At 66.0% G+C, this 20,162-nt stretch carries 15 protein-coding genes; 11 read left to right on the top strand and 4 right to left on the bottom strand.

The window, feature by feature from the left end; translation table 11 throughout:
* The first annotated feature begins 6 nt into the window (after positions 1-6).
* The 7 genes from V6Z91_RS05775 (at position 7) to V6Z91_RS05745 (ending at position 9,758) form a co-directional block, all read left to right on the top strand.
* Positions 7-312, top strand: a complete 306-nt coding sequence (locus tag V6Z91_RS05775) for a proton-translocating transhydrogenase family protein (protein WP_338767807.1) — start codon at positions 7-9, stop codon at positions 310-312.
* Positions 312-1,772 (top strand): NAD(P)(+) transhydrogenase (Re/Si-specific) subunit beta, encoded by a 1,461-nt coding sequence (locus V6Z91_RS05770; RefSeq protein ID WP_338767805.1) that lies wholly within the window; start codon positions 312-314, stop codon positions 1,770-1,772. The genes V6Z91_RS05775 and V6Z91_RS05770 overlap by 1 nt, the downstream gene beginning before the upstream one ends.
* 258 nt (positions 1,773-2,030) lie before the next feature.
* On the top strand, positions 2,031-3,065 hold the full coding sequence (locus V6Z91_RS05765) for a LacI family DNA-binding transcriptional regulator (protein ID WP_338767802.1): 1,035 nt from the start codon (positions 2,031-2,033) through the stop codon (positions 3,063-3,065).
* 110 nt (positions 3,066-3,175) lie between these two features.
* Positions 3,176-4,465: a cellulase family glycosylhydrolase gene (locus tag V6Z91_RS05760; RefSeq protein ID WP_338767799.1), complete on the top strand. Its 1,290-nt coding sequence runs from the start codon at positions 3,176-3,178 to the stop codon at positions 4,463-4,465.
* Positions 4,455-5,834 carry a GH1 family beta-glucosidase gene (locus tag V6Z91_RS05755; protein WP_338767796.1) on the top strand — a complete coding sequence of 460 codons (1,380 nt, stop codon included), beginning with the start codon at positions 4,455-4,457 and terminating at the stop codon, positions 5,832-5,834. Before V6Z91_RS05760 ends, V6Z91_RS05755 begins: the two co-directional genes overlap by 11 nt.
* A 127-nt stretch (positions 5,835-5,961) precedes the next feature.
* Entirely contained in the window at positions 5,962-8,433 is a 2,472-nt protein-coding gene (locus tag V6Z91_RS05750; protein ID WP_338767793.1) for a glycoside hydrolase family 3 N-terminal domain-containing protein, read from the top strand.
* 35 nt (positions 8,434-8,468) lie between these two features.
* The gene (locus V6Z91_RS05745) at positions 8,469-9,758 is read left to right on the top strand and encodes a sugar MFS transporter (RefSeq protein WP_338767790.1); all 1,290 of its coding nucleotides are present in this window, start codon (positions 8,469-8,471) and stop codon (positions 9,756-9,758) included.
* Between the two features lie 86 nt (positions 9,759-9,844).
* Here V6Z91_RS05745 and V6Z91_RS05740 read toward each other — a convergent pair whose 3' ends face one another.
* From V6Z91_RS05740 to V6Z91_RS05725, 4 genes are read right to left on the bottom strand one after another with little or no spacing between them, the layout of a single operon-like run.
* Positions 9,845-10,996, bottom strand: coding sequence for an FAD-dependent monooxygenase (locus V6Z91_RS05740; RefSeq protein WP_338767787.1), 1,152 nt, complete (start codon positions 10,994-10,996; stop codon positions 9,845-9,847).
* Positions 10,993-12,339, bottom strand: a complete 1,347-nt coding sequence (pepP, locus tag V6Z91_RS05735; RefSeq protein ID WP_338767784.1) for a Xaa-Pro aminopeptidase — start codon at positions 12,337-12,339, stop codon at positions 10,993-10,995. Before pepP ends, V6Z91_RS05740 begins: the two co-directional genes overlap by 4 nt.
* Entirely contained in the window at positions 12,336-13,052 is a 717-nt protein-coding gene (murU, locus tag V6Z91_RS05730; RefSeq protein ID WP_338767781.1) for an N-acetylmuramate alpha-1-phosphate uridylyltransferase MurU, read from the bottom strand. The genes pepP and murU overlap by 4 nt, the downstream gene beginning before the upstream one ends.
* A 7-nt stretch (positions 13,053-13,059) precedes the next feature.
* Positions 13,060-14,112 carry a phosphotransferase gene (locus V6Z91_RS05725; protein ID WP_338767778.1) on the bottom strand — a complete coding sequence of 351 codons (1,053 nt, stop codon included), beginning with the start codon at positions 14,110-14,112 and terminating at the stop codon, positions 13,060-13,062.
* Between the two features lie 115 nt (positions 14,113-14,227).
* Here V6Z91_RS05725 and V6Z91_RS05720 point away from each other — a divergent pair, with 115 nt between their 5' ends.
* From V6Z91_RS05720 to rsmA, 4 genes are all read left to right on the top strand, one after another.
* Positions 14,228-16,501, top strand: coding sequence for an LPS-assembly protein LptD (locus V6Z91_RS05720; RefSeq protein WP_338767776.1), 2,274 nt, complete (start codon positions 14,228-14,230; stop codon positions 16,499-16,501).
* A 104-nt stretch (positions 16,502-16,605) separates the two neighbouring features.
* Positions 16,606-18,012 carry a peptidylprolyl isomerase gene (locus V6Z91_RS05715; RefSeq protein WP_338767774.1) on the top strand — a complete coding sequence of 469 codons (1,407 nt, stop codon included), beginning with the start codon at positions 16,606-16,608 and terminating at the stop codon, positions 18,010-18,012.
* 9 nt (positions 18,013-18,021) lie between these two features.
* On the top strand, positions 18,022-19,089 hold the full coding sequence (pdxA, locus tag V6Z91_RS05710; protein ID WP_338767772.1) for a 4-hydroxythreonine-4-phosphate dehydrogenase PdxA: 1,068 nt from the start codon (positions 18,022-18,024) through the stop codon (positions 19,087-19,089).
* Between the two features lie 191 nt (positions 19,090-19,280).
* Entirely contained in the window at positions 19,281-20,063 is a 783-nt protein-coding gene (rsmA, locus tag V6Z91_RS05705; RefSeq protein WP_338767771.1) for a 16S rRNA (adenine(1518)-N(6)/adenine(1519)-N(6))-dimethyltransferase RsmA, read from the top strand.
* Positions 20,064-20,162: the final 99 nt, after the last annotated feature.

Here is a 20,162-nt window from a genome sequence, read left to right as displayed (position 1 = left end):
AACATCGTGGAAGTGAGTCACACCATCATCAACTTGATCATCTTCGTGCTGGCCATCTATGTGGGCTACCACGTCGTCTGGAACGTGACGCCGGCGCTGCATACGCCCCTGATGGCCGTCACCAATGCCATTTCCGCCATCGTGATCGTGGGCGCCATGCTGGCCGCCGGGCTCACGGACGGCGTGATCGGGCAGGTCACCGGCACCGTGGCCGTGGCGCTGGCCGCCGTCAATGTGTTCGGCGGCTTCCTCGTCACGCGCCGCATGCTGGAAATGTTCAAGAAGAAGGACAAGAAAGAGGGAGGCAAATAATGGCCTTCATCTCGATGAACATGGTGACGATGCTGTATCTCGTCGCCTCCGTGTGCTTCATCCAGGCCCTGAAAGGGCTGTCCTCGCCCGCCACCGCGCGGCGCGGCAATGCCTTCGGCATGGTCGGCATGACCATCGCCGTGCTGACCACCATCGCGCTGATCGCGAAGCTCCAGGCCGAGAGCACCACGCCTGGCGGCATGGGCTTCGGCCTGGTTGCCCTGGGCGTGATCGTCGGCGGCGCGATCGGCGCCTATCTCGCCAAGACCGTCGAGATGACGAAGATGCCGGAACTGGTGGCGGCGATGCACTCGCTGATCGGTCTCGCCGCGGTGTGCATCGCGGTGGCCGCCGTGTCGGAACCGCAGGCGTTCGGCATCGCCGCGCCGGGCGAGCCGCTGCCGCTGGGGAACCGCATCGAGCTGTTCATCGGCACCTTCGTCGGCGCCATCACGTTCTCGGGCTCCGTCATCGCCTTTGGCAAGCTCGCCGGCAAATACAAGTTCCGGCTGTTCCAGGGCGCGCCCGTGGTCTTCGCCGGCCAGCACGTGCTGAACCTGGTGCTGGCGCTGGTGATGATCGCGCTGGGCCTCGTGTTCGTGTTCGCCGACGGCGTGGCGCCGGCCTGGACCCCGTTCCTCGTCATGACCGCGATCGCCTTCGTGCTGGGCGTGCTGATCATCATCCCGATCGGCGGGGCGGACATGCCGGTCGTCGTGTCGATGTTGAACAGTTACTCGGGCTGGGCGGCGGCGGGCATCGGCTTCTCGCTGAACAACTCCATGCTGATCATCGCCGGCTCGCTGGTGGGGTCCTCGGGCGCGATCCTGTCGTACATCATGTGCAAGGCGATGAACCGCTCGTTCTTCAACGTGATCCTGGGCGGATTCGGCGGAGAAGCAGCGGCGGCTGGCGCCGCCGGCAACCAGGTGCAGCGCAACGTGAAATCCGGCTCGGCCGACGATGCGTCCTTCCTGATGAGCAATGCGGAAACCGTCATCATCGTGCCCGGCTACGGCCTGGCGGTGGCGCGCGCCCAGCATGCGCTGAAGGAACTGGTCGAAAAACTCACCGAGCACGGCGTGACCGTGAAATACGCGATCCATCCGGTGGCGGGCCGCATGCCGGGCCACATGAACGTGCTGCTGGCCGAAGCCGAGGTGCCGTATGACCAGGTGTTCGAGATGGAAGACATCAACGGCGAATTCGGCCAGGCCGACGTGGCGCTGATCCTGGGCGCGAACGACGTCGTCAACCCCGCCGCCAAGGACCCGAAATCGCCGATCGCCGGCATGCCCATCCTCGAGGCGTATAAGGCCAAGACCGTGATCGTCAACAAGCGCTCGATGGCTTCCGGCTATGCGGGCCTGGACAACGAGCTGTTCTACATGGACAAGACGATGATGGTGTTCGGCGATGCCAAGAAGATCATCGAGGAAATGGTGAAGGCGGTCGAGTAGGACGCCAGCCCTGTGCCTCGCCGCGTGGCGCTGCCGGCAGTCGATGCCGGCAGCGCCAAATTTTTTGGCGGCGCATCGGGATTCATGTATGATCTCACCACGTTGGTAACGTTTCCACATGGGGCGTCACCGGGAGGCAGGCATGACAGATTGCCTTCGCGTACGAGCTGCCGGCAAAGAACGTGGCGACGTTTGCCTGGAAGCAGGGCCCGCCTTTACAGTATGCTTGCGTCATTACATGCACGATAGGACAAGGTAGTGGCAACCATCAAGGACGTGGCCCGGCTGGCGGGCGTGGGGCTCGGCACCGCATCGCGCGTGGTCAGCGGCAAGGGCGCGGTATCGCCCGCCACCCAGGCCAAGGTGCGGGCGGCCATCGAGGAACTGGGCTTCCGGCCATCGCACGCGGCGCGCGCGTTGTTGTCCGGCTATTCGAAGATGATTGGCGTGTATATCCCGATCCTGAAGGGCACCTTCTACACCCCGATCCTGCAGATGATCGACACCGAATTGCGCGCCAACGGCCTGCACATGGTGGTGGCCTTCGGCGTTGGCCGTGGCGACGCACAGCGCCAGGCCGTCGAGGGCATCGAGTTCCTGCGTGAGCGGGGCTGCGACGGCATCATCTCGCTGAGCAATATCCTGGGCGACGAGGATATCGCCGCGCTGGGCGCCAACATCGTCGTCGTCAACAGCGCCGCCAGCGGTCTCGGCGAACAGGCCTTCCAGGTCGACCACCGCAAGGGCGGGGCGCTGGGCGCCGAGACGCTGCTGGAGCACGGGCATCGCAAGATCGCCGTGATCGCCGGCCCGTCGGACGCGCCGGACAACGTGGAGCGCATCGAAGGCTTCCTCAAGGCGCTGAAGAAGGGCGGCATCGATACCGGCAGCCTGTGGATCGCCGAAAGCGACTTCTCGCCGGAAGGCGGCTTCGCCTGCGCGAAGGAACTGCTGGCATCCGGCCATGAATTCACCGCGCTGTTCTGCGCCAACGACGAGATGGCCGTCGGCGCGCTGTCGCATTTCCAGGAAGCGGGCATCGCCGTGCCGCGCGACGTGTCCGTGCTGGGCTATGACGATACGCCGAGCGCGGAATTCTCCGCGCCGCGCCTCACTTCCGTGCACATTCCGTGGCGCGACGTGGTGAAGGCGGGCCTGAACGCGTTGCTGAACCGCTGCTATGGCGGCGAGCGGCCGGTGACGCGGCGCTACCCGCTCAGCGTAACGCATCGCGCCTCGCTGGGGCCGCCGCCGGCGGCAAAAGCGCAGGCAAAGACAGGCAAGCGCACCTGAGCGCAAACAGGTGGAGGATGGCGCGTCCGCCGGCGCGCCATTTTTTTCGTGGCATAATGGAAACCTTTCCATAGTATGTCAAACTGATTATCGAACAGTGGAGGAGACCGATGCGCAAGACAATGATGGCGGCGATGATCGCCACGGCCGCGATGACCGGGGCAGGCGCGCAGGAGCTGCCGATGCTGCACACGGAGGGCACGAAGTGGGTCGATGCGGGCGGCCGGCAGGCCATCCTGCGTGGTGCCAACCTGGGCAACTGGCTGATCAACGAGTTCTGGATGATGGAGCTGGACAAGACGGGCAGCGTGGACGACCAGTGCAAGCTCGAAGCGGTGCTCGACCAACGCTTCGGCTACGCGGAGCGGCAGCGCCTGTTCCAGGTTTTTCGGGATAACTGGATCACCACGCGCGACTGGGACCTGATGCGCCGGCACGGCTTGAACGTGGTACGCCTGCCGTTCATCCACACGGTGATCGAGGACGAGAAAAAGCCGCGCACCCTGCGGCCGGACGCGTGGCACTACCTCGACATTGCCATCGCCGAGGCGGAGAAGCGCGGCATGTACGTGGTGCTCGACCTGCACGGCGCCGCGGGCAGCCAGGGCGTCGAGCACCACAGCGGCTGCGCCAACCGCAATCTGTACTGGAGCGTGCCGGACAACCAGGCGCGCACCGAATGGCTGTGGCAACAGATCGCGGCCCGCTACCGGGACCGCGGCGCCGTCGCGGGCTACAGCGTGCTCAATGAACCGTGGGGCACCGACCCGGCCACGATGGCCGCCAATGTGCGCCGGCTATACGCGGCGATCCGCGCCGTCGACCCGAATCACGTGATCATCCTGCCCGGCCACGCCAGGAACGGCATCGATGCCTACGGCAAGCCGGCCGATCACGGCATGAAGAACGTGGCATTCGAGATGCACCCCTATCCCGGCCACTTCGGCTGGGGCAAGCCCGGCCTGAAGGTGCACCGCGACTGGCTGACGTGCGCCCAGGGAGAGGGGGACACCGTGTGCAAATGGGACGAACGCCTGCGCCGCCTGGATACGGCCTTCTTCGTCGGCGAAATGCAGCCATGGGCCATGATGGGCCTGGAGCTGGGCGGGCAGGTGGCACGCGCCTCGTTCGACACGTACGCCAGGTACGGCTGGGCCGCCACGGCCTGGTCGTGGAAGGTCGTCACGCAGCAGGGCGGCCAGGGTGCCGGCAAGTGGGGATTCGTGACGAACGCCACCAATGCAAAGGTGCCGCCGCTCGATTTCGCCACCGCGCCGAAGGCCGACATCGAGGATCTGTTCCGCTCCTTCGGCACGCAGCCCTACGAATTGCACGAGCCCCTGCTGCGCTGGCTCACCACCCCGAATCCCCGCAACATCCGAGAGATCCATGACCAATAACGCACTCATGCCCGCGCTGGCGCGCGCCGATTTCCCCCCGGGTTTCATCTGGGGCACTTCCACGTCGTCGTACCAGATCGAGGGCGCGCGCCATGAGGATGGGCGCGTCGATTCGATCTGGGACACGTTCAGTGCCCGTCCGGGCCGCGTCCGCGACGGCTCCAGCGGCACCGTCGCATGCGACCACTATCATCGCTGGCCGGGAGACCTCGACATTGCCCGCGGCCTCGGTACCAACGCCTACCGCTTCTCGATCGCCTGGCCGCGCATCTTCGGCGACGGCGCCGCGCCCAACACGAAGGGGCTGGACTTCTACGACCGGCTCGTCGACGGCATGCTGGAACGGGGCCTGCAACCGTGGCCCACGCTGTATCACTGGGACTTGCCGCAAGCCTTGCAGGACCGGGGCGGCTGGATGGCGCGCGACATCGTGCACCGCTTCGCCCAGTACGTGGATGTCGTCACGCGCAGGCTGGGCGACCGCGTGCCGCAGTGGATCACGCACAACGAGCCGTGGTGCACGGCGATGCACGGCCACATGGATGGCATGCACGCCCCAGGCATCCGCGACGTCGCTTCCGCGCTGCAGGCGAGCCACCACGTGCTGCTGTCGCACGGCCTGGCGGTGCCCGTCATCCGTGCCAATGTGCCCGGCGCACGCGTGGGCGCGGCACTCAGCCTGCACCCGATCCGGCCCGCATCCGAGAGCCCTGAAGACAGGGCGGCGGCGCACCGGCACGACGGGCTGCGCAACCGCTGGTTCCTCGATCCACTGTTCGGCAAGGGGTATCCGGCCGACGTGCTCGATGCCGTTCGGGATGCGGCACCGCGCATCGAAGCCGGCGACCTCGAAGCGATCGCCGCGCCGACCGATTTCACGGGCCTGAACTACTACTTCCCCGAAGTGATCGCGGCCGCGCCGGGAGAAGGGCCGCTGCATGCGCGCGTGGTGCACCGCGAGGGTGTGGAGCGAACCGCGTTCGGCTGGGAAGTCGCACCCGGCGGCATGGCGCAGCTGCTGCATCGCATCCACGCGGAGTACGGGCCGAAGGCTATCTACGTGACGGAGAACGGCTCGTGCTACGACGACGCGGTGATCGACGGACAGGTGCACGACGCGCAGCGCACGTCCTACCTCGTGCGCCATCTCGCGGCATTGAAGCACACGCTCGATGAAGGGGTGCCGGTCGCCGGCTACTTCGCCTGGAGCCTCCTGGACAACTTCGAATGGGCCGAGGGCTATACGCGCCGCTTCGGCCTCACCCACGTCGATTTCGCCACGCAGCAGCGCATCCTGAAGGACAGCGGCAAGTGGTACCGGCAGTTCCTGGGTGGCGGCGAGGCCGTGTCGAAATCCCCACAAGCGTGAAGTCTCGTTGACAGGAAAATCGGCCGGTCGCGATAATTCCGGCCTGAATTGGTAACGTTTCCAAATTGTCTGGATCGCGAGCTTTGGCGATGAACGCTGGTTTTCACCACAAGTACAGGGAGGGAAGATGAAACGACGCTTGACCATGCTGGCCGCCGCGGCGCAGCTGCTGACGATGACCGGGATAGCCGCCCCGTTGGCGGACTGGCCGCAGGTAAAAAGCGCGGTGCCGCAGGATGCGCAGCTGGAAGCGCGCATCAGGGAGATCGTGGCCGGCATGACGCTGGAGCAGAAGGTCGGCCAGATTACGCAGTCCGAGATCAAGACCACGAAGCCGGAAGACGTGCGCAAGTACTACCTGGGTTCCGTGCTGAACGGGGGCGGCAGCTGGCCGAACGGCAACAAGCATTCTTCACCGGCCGACTGGGTGAAGCTCGCCGATGCTTTCTACGAAGCGTCGATGTCGACCGACATGCAGCACAAGATACCCGTCATCTGGGGCATCGATGCGATGCATGGCAACAGCAACGTCGTCGGCGCCACGCTGTTCCCGCATAATATCGGCCTGGGCGCCGCGCGCGATCCGAAACGCGTCGGCGAGATGGCGGCGGCCGTCGCGAAGGCCGTGCGCGCCACCGGCATCAACTGGGTATTCGCGCCCACCCTGGCCGTGGTGCGCGACGACCGCTGGGGCCGCACCTACGAAAGCTTTTCCGAAGACCCGAAGATCGTGGCCGACTACGCCGGCGAGTACGTGAAAGGCCTGCAAGGCGCACTGACCGGGGATGCCAATGTCGTGGCTACCGCCAAGCACTACGTGGGCGATGGCGGCACCGACCAGGGCAAGGACCGGGGCGTGAACCAGTCCACGAAAGCGGACATGATGAACATCCACATGGCCGGCTACTACCCGGCGCTGCAGGCGGGGGCGCAGACGGTGATGGCGTCGTACAACAGCTGGAACGACGTCAAGGCGGGCAAGGACTACGGCAAGCTGCACGGCAACGGCGAGATGCTCACCGATGTGCTGAAGCGGAAGATGGGCTTCGACGGCTTCGTCGTCACCGACTGGAACGGCATCGCCGAAGTGCCGGGCTGCCGCAACGACAGCTGCCCGCAGGCGATCAATGCCGGCATCGACATGGTGATAGTGCCGGACGACTGGAAGGGCTTCATCGCCAACACCGTGCAGCAGGTGAAGGATGGCACGATCCCGATGGCGCGCATCGACGACGCGGTGACGCGCATCCTGCGCGTGAAACTGCGCGCCAACCTGCGCAAGCCTTCTTCATCTGTGCATGCCGGCAAGGTGGAGTCGATGCAGGCGCGCGAGCTGGCGCGCAAGCTGGTGCAGGAATCGCTGGTGCTGCTGAAAAACGATGGCAATGTGCTGCCTCTCGCCCGGGACAAGAGAATCCTCGTGGTCGGCAAGAGCGCCGACAATATGGCCAACCAGAGCGGCGGCTGGACCCTCACGTGGCAGGGGACCGACAACCGGAACAGCGATTTTCCCAATGGCGACACGATCCTGGCGGGCCTGAAGGAGGCGGCACCCAACGTGACGTTCAGCGCCGATGCGAGCGGCGTGAACGTGGCGGACTACGACGTGGTGGTGGCCGTGATCGGCGAAGGTCCGTATGCGGAAGGCGACGGCGATATCGGCCCGGCCGGCAACCTGCGCCACAGCGGGCGCTACCCGGAAGACCTGGCGGTGCTCAAGGCGGTGGCCGGCAAGGGCAAGCCCGTGGTCACGGTATTCGTCACGGGCCGGCCGCTTTATGCGAACGACCTGCTGAACCTGTCCGACAGCTTCGTGGCGGCCTGGCTGCCGGGTTCCGAAGGCAAGGGCGTGGCGGACGTGCTGCTGCGCGGGCCCGACGGCAAGGTGAATGCGCCGTTCACGGGCAAGCTGTCATTCTCGTGGCCGAAGAGCGTGTGCCAGGCGCCGCTGAACGTGGGCGACAGGAACTATGCGCCGCTGTTCGCGTATGGCTACGGGCTCGAATACGGCAAGGGCGGGAAGGTCGGCAAGCTGGCCGAGGACGACAGCACCGCGCCGTGCGGCAAGACCAATGCCTTCCCCGTCTTCAACCAGTCCGACCGCGCCACCTTCCCGCTCTACGTTGGGAGCGGTGGCGAACGCAGGGCGCTGGGGGCCGACCTGAACGTGACGCACACGCTGCCGACCATGAAAGTGGAGACCGCCCAGGTGAATACGCAGCAGGATGCCAAGAAAGTAACCTGGTCGGGGCCCGGCTATATCGAGGCGCATGCCGGCGTGCCGCGCGCGCTGCCGGCCTACGCGACGAAAGATGGGGCACTCACGTTCGATACCATCGTCATGGCGGCGCCCCAGGGGCCCGTGCAGGTCGCGGTAGGGAGCGCATCGGTCGACATGGCGGCCGCGTTCACCCGGCTGGCCGGGCAGGGCAGGAAGACCGTCAAGATCCCGCTGGCCTGCTTCAAGGGCGCCGACCTGGCCAGGGTGCACACGCCATTCCGGATCACGGCGCAGGGCGGATTTGTTGCAGCTTTCACAAATATCCAGGTCATTGGTGGCGCGGCGGCTGACGCAGACGCGTTAGCTTGCGTACAATAGGCGCCCTTTAGAAAGAAGTAACCAGAGGAGTCCCCATGCAAGCTCAATCCAAGGCGGCGCTCGCGCCCGATGCCGCCGGTGCGCCCGCCGGCGCCAGCCATACCGGCCCACTCATTATCGTCACCATCCTGTTCTTCATGTGGGGATTGCTGACTTCCATGAACGACGTGCTGATCCCGCACCTGAAGGCGGTCTACACGCTGACCTATGTGCAGGCAATGCTGGTGCAGTTCTGCTTCTTCGGCGCCTACCTGCTCGTTTCCATCCCGGCCGGCATGCTGATCCGGAGGCTGGGCTACCAGCGCGGCGCCGTGGCGGGGCTCGTCGTCGCGGCCATCGGCTGCGCGCTGTTCTACCCGGCCGCCACGTCCGGCTATGGTGTCTTCCTGTTCGCACTGTTCGTGCTGGCCGGCGGCATCACGGTGCTGCAGGTCGCGGCGAATCCCTATGTGACGGTGCTGGGCGATCCGCGCACGGCATCGAGCCGCCTCACGCTGACGCAGGCCTTCAACTCGCTGGGCACCACGGTGGCGCCGGTGCTGGGCGGCATGCTGATCCTGTCGGGCGGCATGCTGGGCGCCGAGGAAGTGGCGAAGCTGCCGGCCGCCGAACAGCTCGCCCATCGCGCGCAAGAGGCGGCCAGCGTGCAGGGACCTTACCTCGTGCTGGCCGGCGCGCTGCTGCTGCTGGCCGTACTGTTTGCGCTAGCACGGCTGCCGAAGATCGTCGATGCGGCTGACGGTGAGCCGGCGGGCCGCTTCAGCGACCTGTTTGCCCACAAGCACCTCGTGCTGGGCACGCTGGGCATCTTCCTGTACGTGGGCGGCGAAGTCTCGATCGGCAGCTTCCTGATCAGCTTCATGGAAGACCCGAACATCGGCGGCATGACCGCCGCGCAGGCCGCGCACTACGTGAGCCTGTACTGGGGCGGCGCGATGGTGGGCCGCTTCATCGGCTTTGCCGTGATGCGCAAGGTCAGCCCGGGCAAGGCGCTCGCCTTCAACGCCGCGGCCAGCATCGCGCTGATCGCCTTCGCCGCGTTCGGCGGCGGCAAGATGGCGATGTACGCCATCCTCGCCGTGGGGCTGTGCAATTCGATCATGTTCCCGACCATCTTCAGCATGGCGCTGCACGGGCTCGGCAAGCAGACGGGCCAGGCTTCGGGTCTGCTGTGCATGGCGATCGTGGGCGGCGCCCTGGTGCCGTTCGCGCAGGGCGCGCTGGCCGATACGGTGGGCGTGCAGCTGTCGTTCGTGGTGCCGGCGGCCTGCTATGCGTTCATCCTGTACTTCGGCTTGAAGTACGCGAACCTGCACAAGCAGTAAAAAGTTGCTCGGAAAATGGGGTCTGTCCCCTTTTTTCAGGCAATGTTTCCTCAAAAATGGGGACAGACCCCATTTTTGAGGAAACTTTAGCGCCGGCCGTACATCATGAGCTCGGCGAGCACCGAGCGTGCCGGGCTGAACAGGTCGATGGCGGCCAGCGACAGCCCGAGGGCCGGTTGCAGCGGCGAGGTGTTGGCGAAGATGCGCGCCATCGTGTCGGTGAGCCGCACGGTGAGGTCGCGGTCCTGCCGGCGCAGCGTGGCGAATTCGGCGAGGTTGTCCGGCGTGGCGCCGCGCGCCAGCAGGCGGGCGAGCACGGTGGCGTCGCGCAGGCCCAGGTTCAGGCCCTGGCCGGCCACCGGGTGCAGCGTTTGCGCGGCGTTGCCGATCGCCGCGGTGCGCGCCGTGCCGGTCACGCCGGCGTTCAGGCCGAGCGGGAAGGCCAGGCGGCGCGTGGCGTGCGTGAAGCGGCCCAGGCGTTCGCCGAACGTGCCCTGCAGCCGCGCCAGGAAGGCCGCATCGGTCAGCGACAGCAGTTCCTGCGCCGTTTCCGGGCGCACGCACCACACCATCGAGTAACCGTCGCCCTGCGGCAGCATCGCCAGCGGGCCTTCATCCGTGAACCTTTCGTAGGCGCGGTGGGCGATCGGGGCGCTCGCATCCACCTGGGCGATGATGGCCGTTTGCCCATAGTCGCGCATGGTCTGCTTGTCCGTTTGCGCGCCGAACAGGCCTCCCTCGGCCTGCACGGCGATGGCCGCGGTGATCTTGCCACCATCGGTTCGGCCATCCTCCAGCGCGAGAACGACGGTATCGCCCGTTTCATCCACCCCGGTGACGCGCGCGGGCCGCAGCGACACGATGCCCAGCCTTTCCACGACGCCGGCCAGCACCGTCACGATGTCGCCGTAGCGCGTCACGTAGCCGAGCGCCGGCACGCGGTGTTCTTCGCGCGTGATCATGCTGCGGCCGAACGTCCCCTTGCGGGAAACGTGGATTTCATGGATGTCGGTGGCCGGCACCGGCCAGGCGCCGACCTGGCCCAGGATCTGCCGGCTGCCCCAAGAAAGGGCCAGCGTGCGCGGGTCGTCGCGCGCCACGGCCAGCGCCTTGGCGTCCACCAGCGCGATGCGGCTGGCGGCCATGCCGCGCTGTACCAGCAGGGCGGCCAACGCCAGGCCGGCTGGGCCGGCGCCGCAAATGGCCACGTCGTAATCGGCGTGCAAATGGGCCGTCATGCTTCCTCCGCCATCAGCCGTTCGATGTCATCCACCGATTTCGGTACCTCGTCGGTCAGCACCCGCGGCGCGCCATCGGCGACGACCACGTCATCCTCGATGCGGATGCCGATGTTCCAGTACTGTTCCGGCACCCCGGGCGCGGGGCGCACGTAGATGCCCGGTTCCACCGTCAGCACCATGCCTTCGGCCAGCTGCCGCGATGGCTTGTCCGGGTGTTCCGTGATGCGGTAGGCGCCTGTGTCGTGCACGTCCATGCCCAGCCAGTGGCTGGTACCGTGCATGTAGAACGCCATGTAGGCCTTGCTGGCGATGACATCGTCCACGCTGCCGGCGGTGTCGCGGTTCAATAAGCCCGTGTCCAGCATGCCCTGCGCGAGGACTCGCACGGCGGCATCGTGCGCCGAGTGGAAGGTGTTGCCGGGCCTGATCGCCTCGAAGGCGGCCGCCTGGGCCGCCAGCACGATCTCGTACAGCTCCCGCTGCGGCGCGCTGAAGCGGCCGTTGACGGGGAAGGTGCGGGTGATGTCGGAAGCATAGCCGTCGAGCTCGCAGCCGGCGTCGATCAGCACCAGGTCGCCCTCGCGCGTCTGGCGGTCGTTCGCGTTGTAGTGCAGGATGCAGCTGTTGGCGCCCGACGCGACGATCGGCGTGTAGGCCGGGAACTGCGCGCCGCTCCTGCGGAATTCGTACAGCAATTCCGCTTCCAGTTCGTATTCGAACACGCCGGTGCGCGCGGCCCGCATCGCACGGCGGTGCGCCGCGGCGGAAATCTGCCCGGCGCGCAGCATGATGGCCTGCTCGCCGGCGTCCTTCACCACGCGCATCTCGTCGACCAGCGGCACCAGGTCACGCAAGGCGGGCGGCGCGGTGATCCCGGTGCGGCCCTTCGCGCGCACCGCGTCGAGCCAGCGGCGCAGCTGGGCATCGAGCCGCTCGTCGCGCGCCAGGCGGCAGTACAGCGCGGGGGCGCCGGCCAGCAGCTCGGCCATCTTTTCATCGAGGCTGCCGATCGGGTACGCGGCATCGACGCCGAATTCGGCACGCGCTGCTTCCGGGCCATGGCGCAAGCCGTCCCAGATCTCGCGTTCGGGATTCTTTTCGCGGCAGAACAGGATCGCCTGGGCCGGCTTGTCGTTACTGGCCGCCACCAGCGCCAGCGCGCTTTCCGGCTCGGCAAAGCCGCTCAGGTAGTAAAAGCTGCTGTCGTGGCGATAGGGATATTCGCTGTCGCCGTTGCGCAGGCTTTCCGGCGCGGTGGCCAGGAAGGCCACGCTGCCCGGCTCCATCCGCGCCAGCAGGCTGGCGCGCCGCTCGGCGAATTTGCCCGCTTCCCTGCTCATGCGCGCCCGGCTCCGTATGCCGCGTTCAGTTGCTCGAGCTGCGCTGGCGTGCCCACGTTGTCCCAGTCGCCGCCATAGACTTCGCCGCCCAGCTGGCCCTTGTCCGCGAACTCGCGCAGCAGCTTGCCCAGGCCGTAGTGCTGGCCGGGCTGGATGCCGTTGAACATCTCGGGGCGGTAAACGCCGATGTTCGCGAATGTCCACATCGGCTCGCCGCTATTCGTCACCGTATAGAGGTTCAGGCCGAAATCGCCCTTCGGATGGAACGAAGGGTTCTTCACGAGCCAGATCCAGGCGATGTCGCGGTTTTCGACCGCATGGGCGTTGCCCCACAGGTCGTTGTCGTGCAGGACGCCCTTCACTTCCTTGAAATCGAAGTGCGGGCAATAGATGTCGCCCGAGATCGCGAGGAACGGTTCCTCGCCCAGCAGGTGCCGCGCGTTGGCGATGCCGCCGGCCGTCTCCAGCGCTTCCTTCTCCGCGGAATAGCGGATCGTGGCGCCGAAGCGGCTGCCGTCGCCCAGGTACTCCTCGATCATGTGGCCGAGGTGGGCGTGGTTGATGACGATCTCGGTGATCCCCGCCCGGACCAGGTTCAGCACATGCCATTCGACCAGCGGGCGGCCGCGGACCTTCAGCAGGGGCTTGGGACAGGTGTCCGTCAACGGACGCATACGCTCGCCGCGGCCGGCAGCGAAGATCATGGCTTTCATGGCGTCCTCAGAACGTGTAGCCGACGGCGCTCTGGCGGTTTTCCAGCGCGTCCAGCAGTTTCACCAGCGGCTTCAGCTCGCGGTAGCGGTTGGCCGTGCGCCGCACGTATTCCATCACCGTCGGCAGGTCGCCCAGGTACATCGCCTTGCCGTCGCGGTAGTTCAGGCGGCTGAAGATGCCCAGGATTTTCAGGTGGCGCTGCAGGGCCATGTATTCGAAGTCCTTGTAGAAGGCGTCGAAATCCTTGTTGACCGGCAGCCCGGCCGATTTCGCATGCTGCCAGTAGCGGATAATCCAGTCCAGCACCAGCTCCTCGTCCCACGACACGTAGGCGTCGCGCAGCAGCGAGGCCGCATCGTACGTGATCGGGCCGTACACGGCGTCCTGGAAGTCGAGGATGCCGGGGTTCTTTTCATCCATCCACATCAGGTTGCGCGAATGGTAGTCGCGGTGCATATAGACCTGCGGCTGCGCCAGGCAGGTCGCCACGATGTGGTCGAACACTTTCTGCAGGTCGGCCGCCTGGGCATCCGTCAGCGTGGTGTTCAGGTGCTTGCCGATGTACCACTCGGGGAACAGGTTCAGTTCGCGCAGCATGAAGGCGCGGTCGAATTCGGGCAGCACGCCGGGCTGGCTTTGCTGCTGGATCTTCACCAGCGCGCCCAGCGCCTCGGCATACAGCGTGGCGGCGTTGTCGTGGTCCAGCGCCTGCAGGTAGGTGGTGGTGCCAAGGTCCGACAGCAGCAGGAAGCCCGCTTCCAGCTCCTGCGCGTGGATCGCCGGCACGGATACGCCGGCCTGGGACAGCAGTGCGTCCACCTTCACGAAGGCTGCGGTATTCTCGCGCTCCGGTGGCGCATCCATCGCCACCAGCGTGGCGCCGTACTGCGCGCGGGCGTGCGGCAGCACGTCGATGCGGAAGTAGCGGCGGAAACTGGCGTCGGCCGATGCGGGGCGGGCCGAAGCGGCATCCACGATGCCCAGGCCTTGCAGCCAGTTTTTCAGTTGAAGCAGGCGCGCGTCGCCGTCCGAGGATGATAAATTATGCAATTGAGACATGGAGTACAGCCCGAGCAAACCGGATCTTGACAAAGGAATCCCATATAATAAGGGATTCAATTCGAAAAATCGCCTGCATGGTGTTCTTTATAGTGCTTCGCGTAGCCATCCCTTCATGAGCCTGGCCCCACCCTTCAAGAAACGTTGGGCGTATGCCATCTCCGCCCTGATCGCCGCCTGCGCGGCACCGACCCATGCCCAGACCCAGCCCGGTTCCGGCGCGGCCTCGCCACGCGCGGAAGACCCCGATGCGCCGGTGACGATCCGCGCCGAGGAGATCAGCGGCCGGCCCGAGCGCGAGCTGATCCTGACCCGCGACGTGGAAGTTGTGCAGGACAAGATGCGCGTGACGGCCGATAACGCCTGCTACCGCCAGGTCGAATCCGAGCTGGAAGCGAAGGGCAATGTGCGCCTGTGGCGCTTCGGCGACTACTACACGGCCGACGAATTCAAGATCAATTCCGAAACCGGGGTGGGTTACATGCTGCAGCCCACCTACAAGCTCGAATTGAACAACGCGCAGGGCAAGGCCCAGCGCATCGACTTCCTGTCCGAAGACCGGGCCAAGGTGGTCAACGGCACCTACAGCACCTGCGAAGGCCCGAATCCGGACTGGTACGTGCGATCGAACACGCTCACGCTGGACCAGGGGCGCGACGTGGGCGTGGCCGGCCCCACCATCGTCTACTTCAAGGACACGCCGCTGATCGGCACGCCGGGCATCTCGTTCTCGCTGTCCGGGGCGCGCCGCTCCGGCTGGCTGCCGGCGGTCCCGGGCTTCTCGTCGCGCGGCGGTGCCGAGCTGACGGTACCTTACTACTTCAATATCGCGCCGAACCGCGACCTGACGGTATCGCCACACTACATCGCCCGCCGCGGGCTGCAGCTGGGCGCCGTGGGCCGCTACATCGGCGAGACCGATGCCGGCACCTATGAAGGCCGCACGTTCCTCGAGTACCTGCCGAACGACAAGGAAAAGGGCATCGACCGCTGGCAGATCCAGTCTTCGCACACGCAGGCGCTGGCCAGGGACTGGACCTACGGCTGGAACGTGCGCGCCGCGTCGGACGAAAATTACCCGACCGACTTCTCGAAGACCGTGGCCGGCAGTGCCGAGCGCCAGTTGCTCAAGGAATTGCGCACCGACTACCGCGGCGAGATCTGGAGCCTGACGGCGCGCGTGCAGAAGTACCAGGTATTGCAGGACCCTGACACGACGACCGTCACGCCGCGGCCCTACGACCGTCTGCCGGCGGTCAACTTCCACGCCGGCCAGTACGACGTCGGCGGCTTCGACTGGTCGTTCGACGCGGAGGCGACACGCTTCCACTATGCGACCGATACGATCTGCCCGGGAGCGAACATCGGCGGCACCACCTGCGTGACCGACGCGAAGATCAACGGCGACCGCATCGTCATGCAGCCGCAGGTGAGCTTCCCCATCATCAGCCCCAGCTACTTCATCACGCCGAAGCTGATGCTGAACGCCACCGCCTACCAGCTGGACAAGTTCGGCGCAGAGGAATCGCGCTCGGTCACCAAGGCGATCCCCACGTTCTCGCTCGATTCGGGCCTGGAATTCGAACGCAGCACCACGCTGTTCGGCCGCGCCGTGACGCAGACGCTGGAACCGCGCCTGTTCTACGTCTACACGCCGTACCGCGACCAGAGCGACATTCCCGTGTTCGACACGGCCGATGCCACGTTCAACTTCACGCAGCTGTTCTCCGAGAACCGCTTCGTGGGCTCGGACCGCATCGGCGACGCGAACCAGGTGACGGCGGCGGTCGTGTCGCGCTTCCTCGAGGAGTCCGGTGCCGAACGGCTGCGCCTCGCATTCGGCCAGCGCTTCTACTTCAACGACCAGCGTGTGCAGCTGACCAATGCGCAACCGGTGAGCACGGGCCGTTCCGACCTGCTGCTGGCGGCCACCGGCCGCATTTCCGATACCTGGGGCGTGGACAGCGCGGTGCAATACAACCAGGGCGACAAGCAGATCACCAGCTCGAACCTGAACGTGCAATACCAGCCGGGCCAGCGCAAGGTGTTCAACGCCGGCTACCGCTTCCTGCGCAACAGCTTCAAGAACGTGGACTTTTCCACGCAGTGGCCGATCTCGAACCGCTGGTTCGGCGTGGGCCGCATGAGCTATTCGCTGCAGGACCATCGTATCCTGGAGAGCCTGATCGGCCTCGAGTACAACTGCGATTGCTGGGTGTTCCGCATGGGTGCACAGCGTTTCGTGACGACGACGAACAAGACGTCGACGCAGGTGTTCTTCCAGCTCGAGCTGAACGGCCTGTCGAAGTTCGGCATCGGCAATCCGCTGGAGGTGCTGAAGAACAGCATTCCCGGCTACCAGCAGTTGAACGCGGGGTACCGCCGCTAACAGCCAGCCATCCCTTGGGCCGCCGTCACCAGCTGTTACACTTTCGGCGGCCCGCACCTGCTATCCTCTATCATTTTCCACCTGACCTGAAAAGCGTTTGCATTATGTTCAGTAAGCACCCGATCACTCTTGCAGCACTGCTGCTGTGCGCCATGACGGCCGGCAGCGCGGCCGTGGCGCAGGACGCCAAGCCGGCCGCACCGGCCCCCGCCGCGGCCGCGCCGTCGCAGGGCTTCACGCCGCCGGGTCAGTCGAAGAACCCGGAGATCGACTCGATCGCCGTGGTCGTCAACGACGACGTGATCACGCGCCGCGAACTGGCCGAGCGCGTGGCCGTCATCATGCAGCGCATGAAGGCGCAGAACGTGCAGCTGCCGGACGCCGCCGCATTGCAGCGGCAGATCCTGGAACGCATGATCGTCGAGCGCGCCCAGCTGCAGATGGCCAAGGAAATGGGCGTGCGCGTCGACGACACCATGCTCGATCGCGCCATCGCCCGCATCGCCGAACAGCAGAAGATGTCGGTGCAGCAGCTGCGCGACCAGATCGAGAAGGATGGCACGTCGTTCGCGGCTTTTCGCGAGGAGATCCGTGAAGAGATCATGACCACCCGCCTGCGCGAGCACGAGGTCGATGCCAAGATCCAGATTTCGGAAGCGGAAGTGGACAGCTTCCTGGCCGCGCAGGAAGCGGCGGCGGCCGAGCAGCATGAGTTGAACATTTCGCAGATCCTCGTGCGCATTCCCGAGAACGCCTCGCCGGACGTGATCGCCCAGCGCCAGGCGCGCGCCGAGGACGTGATGCGCCAGCTGCGCACAGGCGGCGACTTCGCCAAGGTGGCCGCCACGTATTCCGACGCGGCCGATGCGCTGCAGGGCGGCGCCGTGGGCTGGCGCGCCAGCGACCGCATTCCGCCGGTGTTCGCCGAGGCGCTGGACAAACTGCAGCCGGGCCAGGTGACGCCGATCATCAAGAGCGTGACGGGCTTCCATATTTTAAAGCTGGTGGACAAGCGCTCGCTGGCCCAGGCACAGGCCGAGGCGGCCGTGGAACAGACGCACGCGCGGCACATCCTGCTGAAGGTGACGCCGTCCACGAGCGCCGACGATGCCAAGCGCAAGCTGGCCGAGATGAAGGCGAAGCTGGACAACAAGTCCGCCTCGTTCGAGGAACTGGCGCGCATCTATTCGAACGACGAATCGGGCAAGAAGGGCGGCGACCTCGGTTGGCTGTACCCGGGCGACACGCTCCCCGAGTTCGAGAAGGCGATGAACGAGCTGAAGCCGGGCGAAGTATCGGGCCCGGTGGAGACGGCGTTCGGCTACCACCTGATCCAGGTGGTGGAGCGCAAGTCAGAGGACATGTCCAAGGAGAAGAAGCGCAACGAGGCGCGCATGGCGCTGCGCGAGCGCAAGATGGTGGAAGCGGCGGAAGACTTCCAGCGCGAGGTGCGCGACCGCGCCTATGTGGAATACCGCAGCGAAGAGCTGCGCGCCGACGCCACCAAGTAAGGCTTGTCGATGAATTCCGTGAAGCCGGCGCGCCGGCCGGGTGTTCGCCCGGCGATCGCCATCACCACCGGCGAGCCGGCAGGCATCGGCCCCGAGATATCGATCCGCGCCGCCTGGGCACTGCGCGAGCGCGTCAACTGCGTGCTGCTGGGCGATGCCGCCTTCCTCGCCATGACGGCGCAGGCGATCGACCCGGAAATCCGCGTCAGCGCGCTGTCGCTGATGGCCGTGCGCAACGGCGGCTTGCCGCACTTCGGGCCGGACCGGCTGTCCGTGATCGACATCCCGCTGGCCGCGCACGTGGTGCCCGGGCAGCTCGACAGCGAAAACGGCCGCGCCGTGCTGGCCACGCTGGATGCGTCGATCGAAGGCATTCAGGCCGGCTGGTTCGAGGCGGTGGCCACGGCCCCGCTGCAAAAGAGCACGATCAACGACGCCGGCGTGCCGTTCTCCGGCCATACCGAATACTTCGCCGATCGCACCGGCACCGCGCAGGTGGTGATGATGCTGGCCGGCGAGCCGCATGGTGCCGAGGGTGTCGAGCAATTGCGCGTCGCGCTGGCGACGACACATCTGCCGTTGAAGGACGTGCCGGCGGCGCTGACGGCCGAAGGGCTGGGCACGACGCTGGACATCATCGACCGCGACCTGAAGGGCAAGTTCGGCATCGCCGCGCCGCGCATCCTCGTCACGGGGCTGAACCCGCACGCGGGCGAGAACGGCTACCTGGGGCGCGAGGAGATCGACGTCATCACGCCGGCACTGGAAGCGGCGCGTGAGCACGGCATCGATGCCCGCGGGCCGTACCCGGCCGACACGCTGTTCCAGCCGAAGTACCTGCGCGATGCCGACTGCGTGCTGGCGATGTACCACGACCAGGGCTTGCCGGTGCTGAAGTACGCCACCTTCGGGCGCGGCATCAACGTCACGCTGGGCCTGCCGCTGATCCGCACCTCGGTCGACCACGGCACCGCACTGGACCTGGCCGCCCGCGGCCTCGGCCACGCCGACTGCGGCAGCATGGAACAAGCCATCCTCGCCGCCGTCGGCATGGCGAATGCCAGCCGCGCAAGCTGACCCGCACGCAACGGCTGCCCCAAACTGTTGTAAATACTCGGGGACTGTCCCCGAATTTTTACAACAAACCAGCGAAGATCTGGCGGCCGCCGCCCTGGTCCGCTGATCCATTCGCAGGCAGTCGCAAAGCCCCGAATAATCCACACTTTGTTGCTAAAAATCGGGGACAGTCCCCGTTGTAGAAAAGACACATGAAACACATTGCCCGCAAGCGCTTCGGCCAGAATTTTTTGCAGGATGACCGCATCCTCGGCGACATCATCGATTCGATCGGGCCGGAGCCCGGCGATACGATGGTGGAAATCGGCCCCGGCCTGGCGGCGATGACGGATCTGCTGCTCAAGTCGCTGCCGCACATGCACGTGGTGGAACTGGACCGCGACCTCGTGGCGCGCCTGGAAAAGCGCTACCCGCGCGAAAAGTTGACGATCCACGCGGGCGATGCCCTCAAGTTCGACTTCGCTTCGATCCCGGTGCCGGAAGGGCGCAAGCTGCGCGTCGTCGGCAACCTGCCGTACAACATTTCCAGCCCGCTGCTGTTCCACCTGGCCGAGTACGCGCCACGGGTGCAAGACCAGCACTTCATGCTGCAGAAGGAGGTGGTGGAGCGCATGGTCGCCGAACCGGGCACCAAGGCGTATGGCCGCCTGTCCGTGATGCTGCAATGGCGCTACCGCATGGCGCTGATGTTCATCGTGCCGCCGGAGGCGTTCGATCCGCCGCCGAAGGTGGATTCGGCCATCGTGCGCATGATCCCCATCGAGAACCCGCTGCCGTGCAACGCGGCCACGCTGGAAGCCGTGGTGGCCAAGGCGTTCTCGCAGCGCCGCAAGGTGATCCGCAACTGCCTGGCCGGCATGTTCATGGAACAGCAGATCGTGGATGCCGGAATCGACCCAGGCGCCCGGCCGGAAGCCGTGCCGATGGAAGCCTACGTCACCTTGGCGAACAGCCTGCCGGCGGCGGAAAAGTAGCCCTAAGGCAACGCGGCATGTGTTTTCGTTACAACCGCGCAACGCATGCCGCCGTCGCGCAGCGCGGCAGCGGCAACTTGCTCTCTGCAATTTTCCCCA

Origin of the sequence: Massilia sp. METH4 (genome assembly GCF_037094685.1) — a bacterium.
Classification (GTDB): domain Bacteria; phylum Pseudomonadota; class Gammaproteobacteria; order Burkholderiales; family Burkholderiaceae_D; genus Rugamonas.
This window is presented reverse-complemented; position numbering and strand designations above follow the sequence as displayed.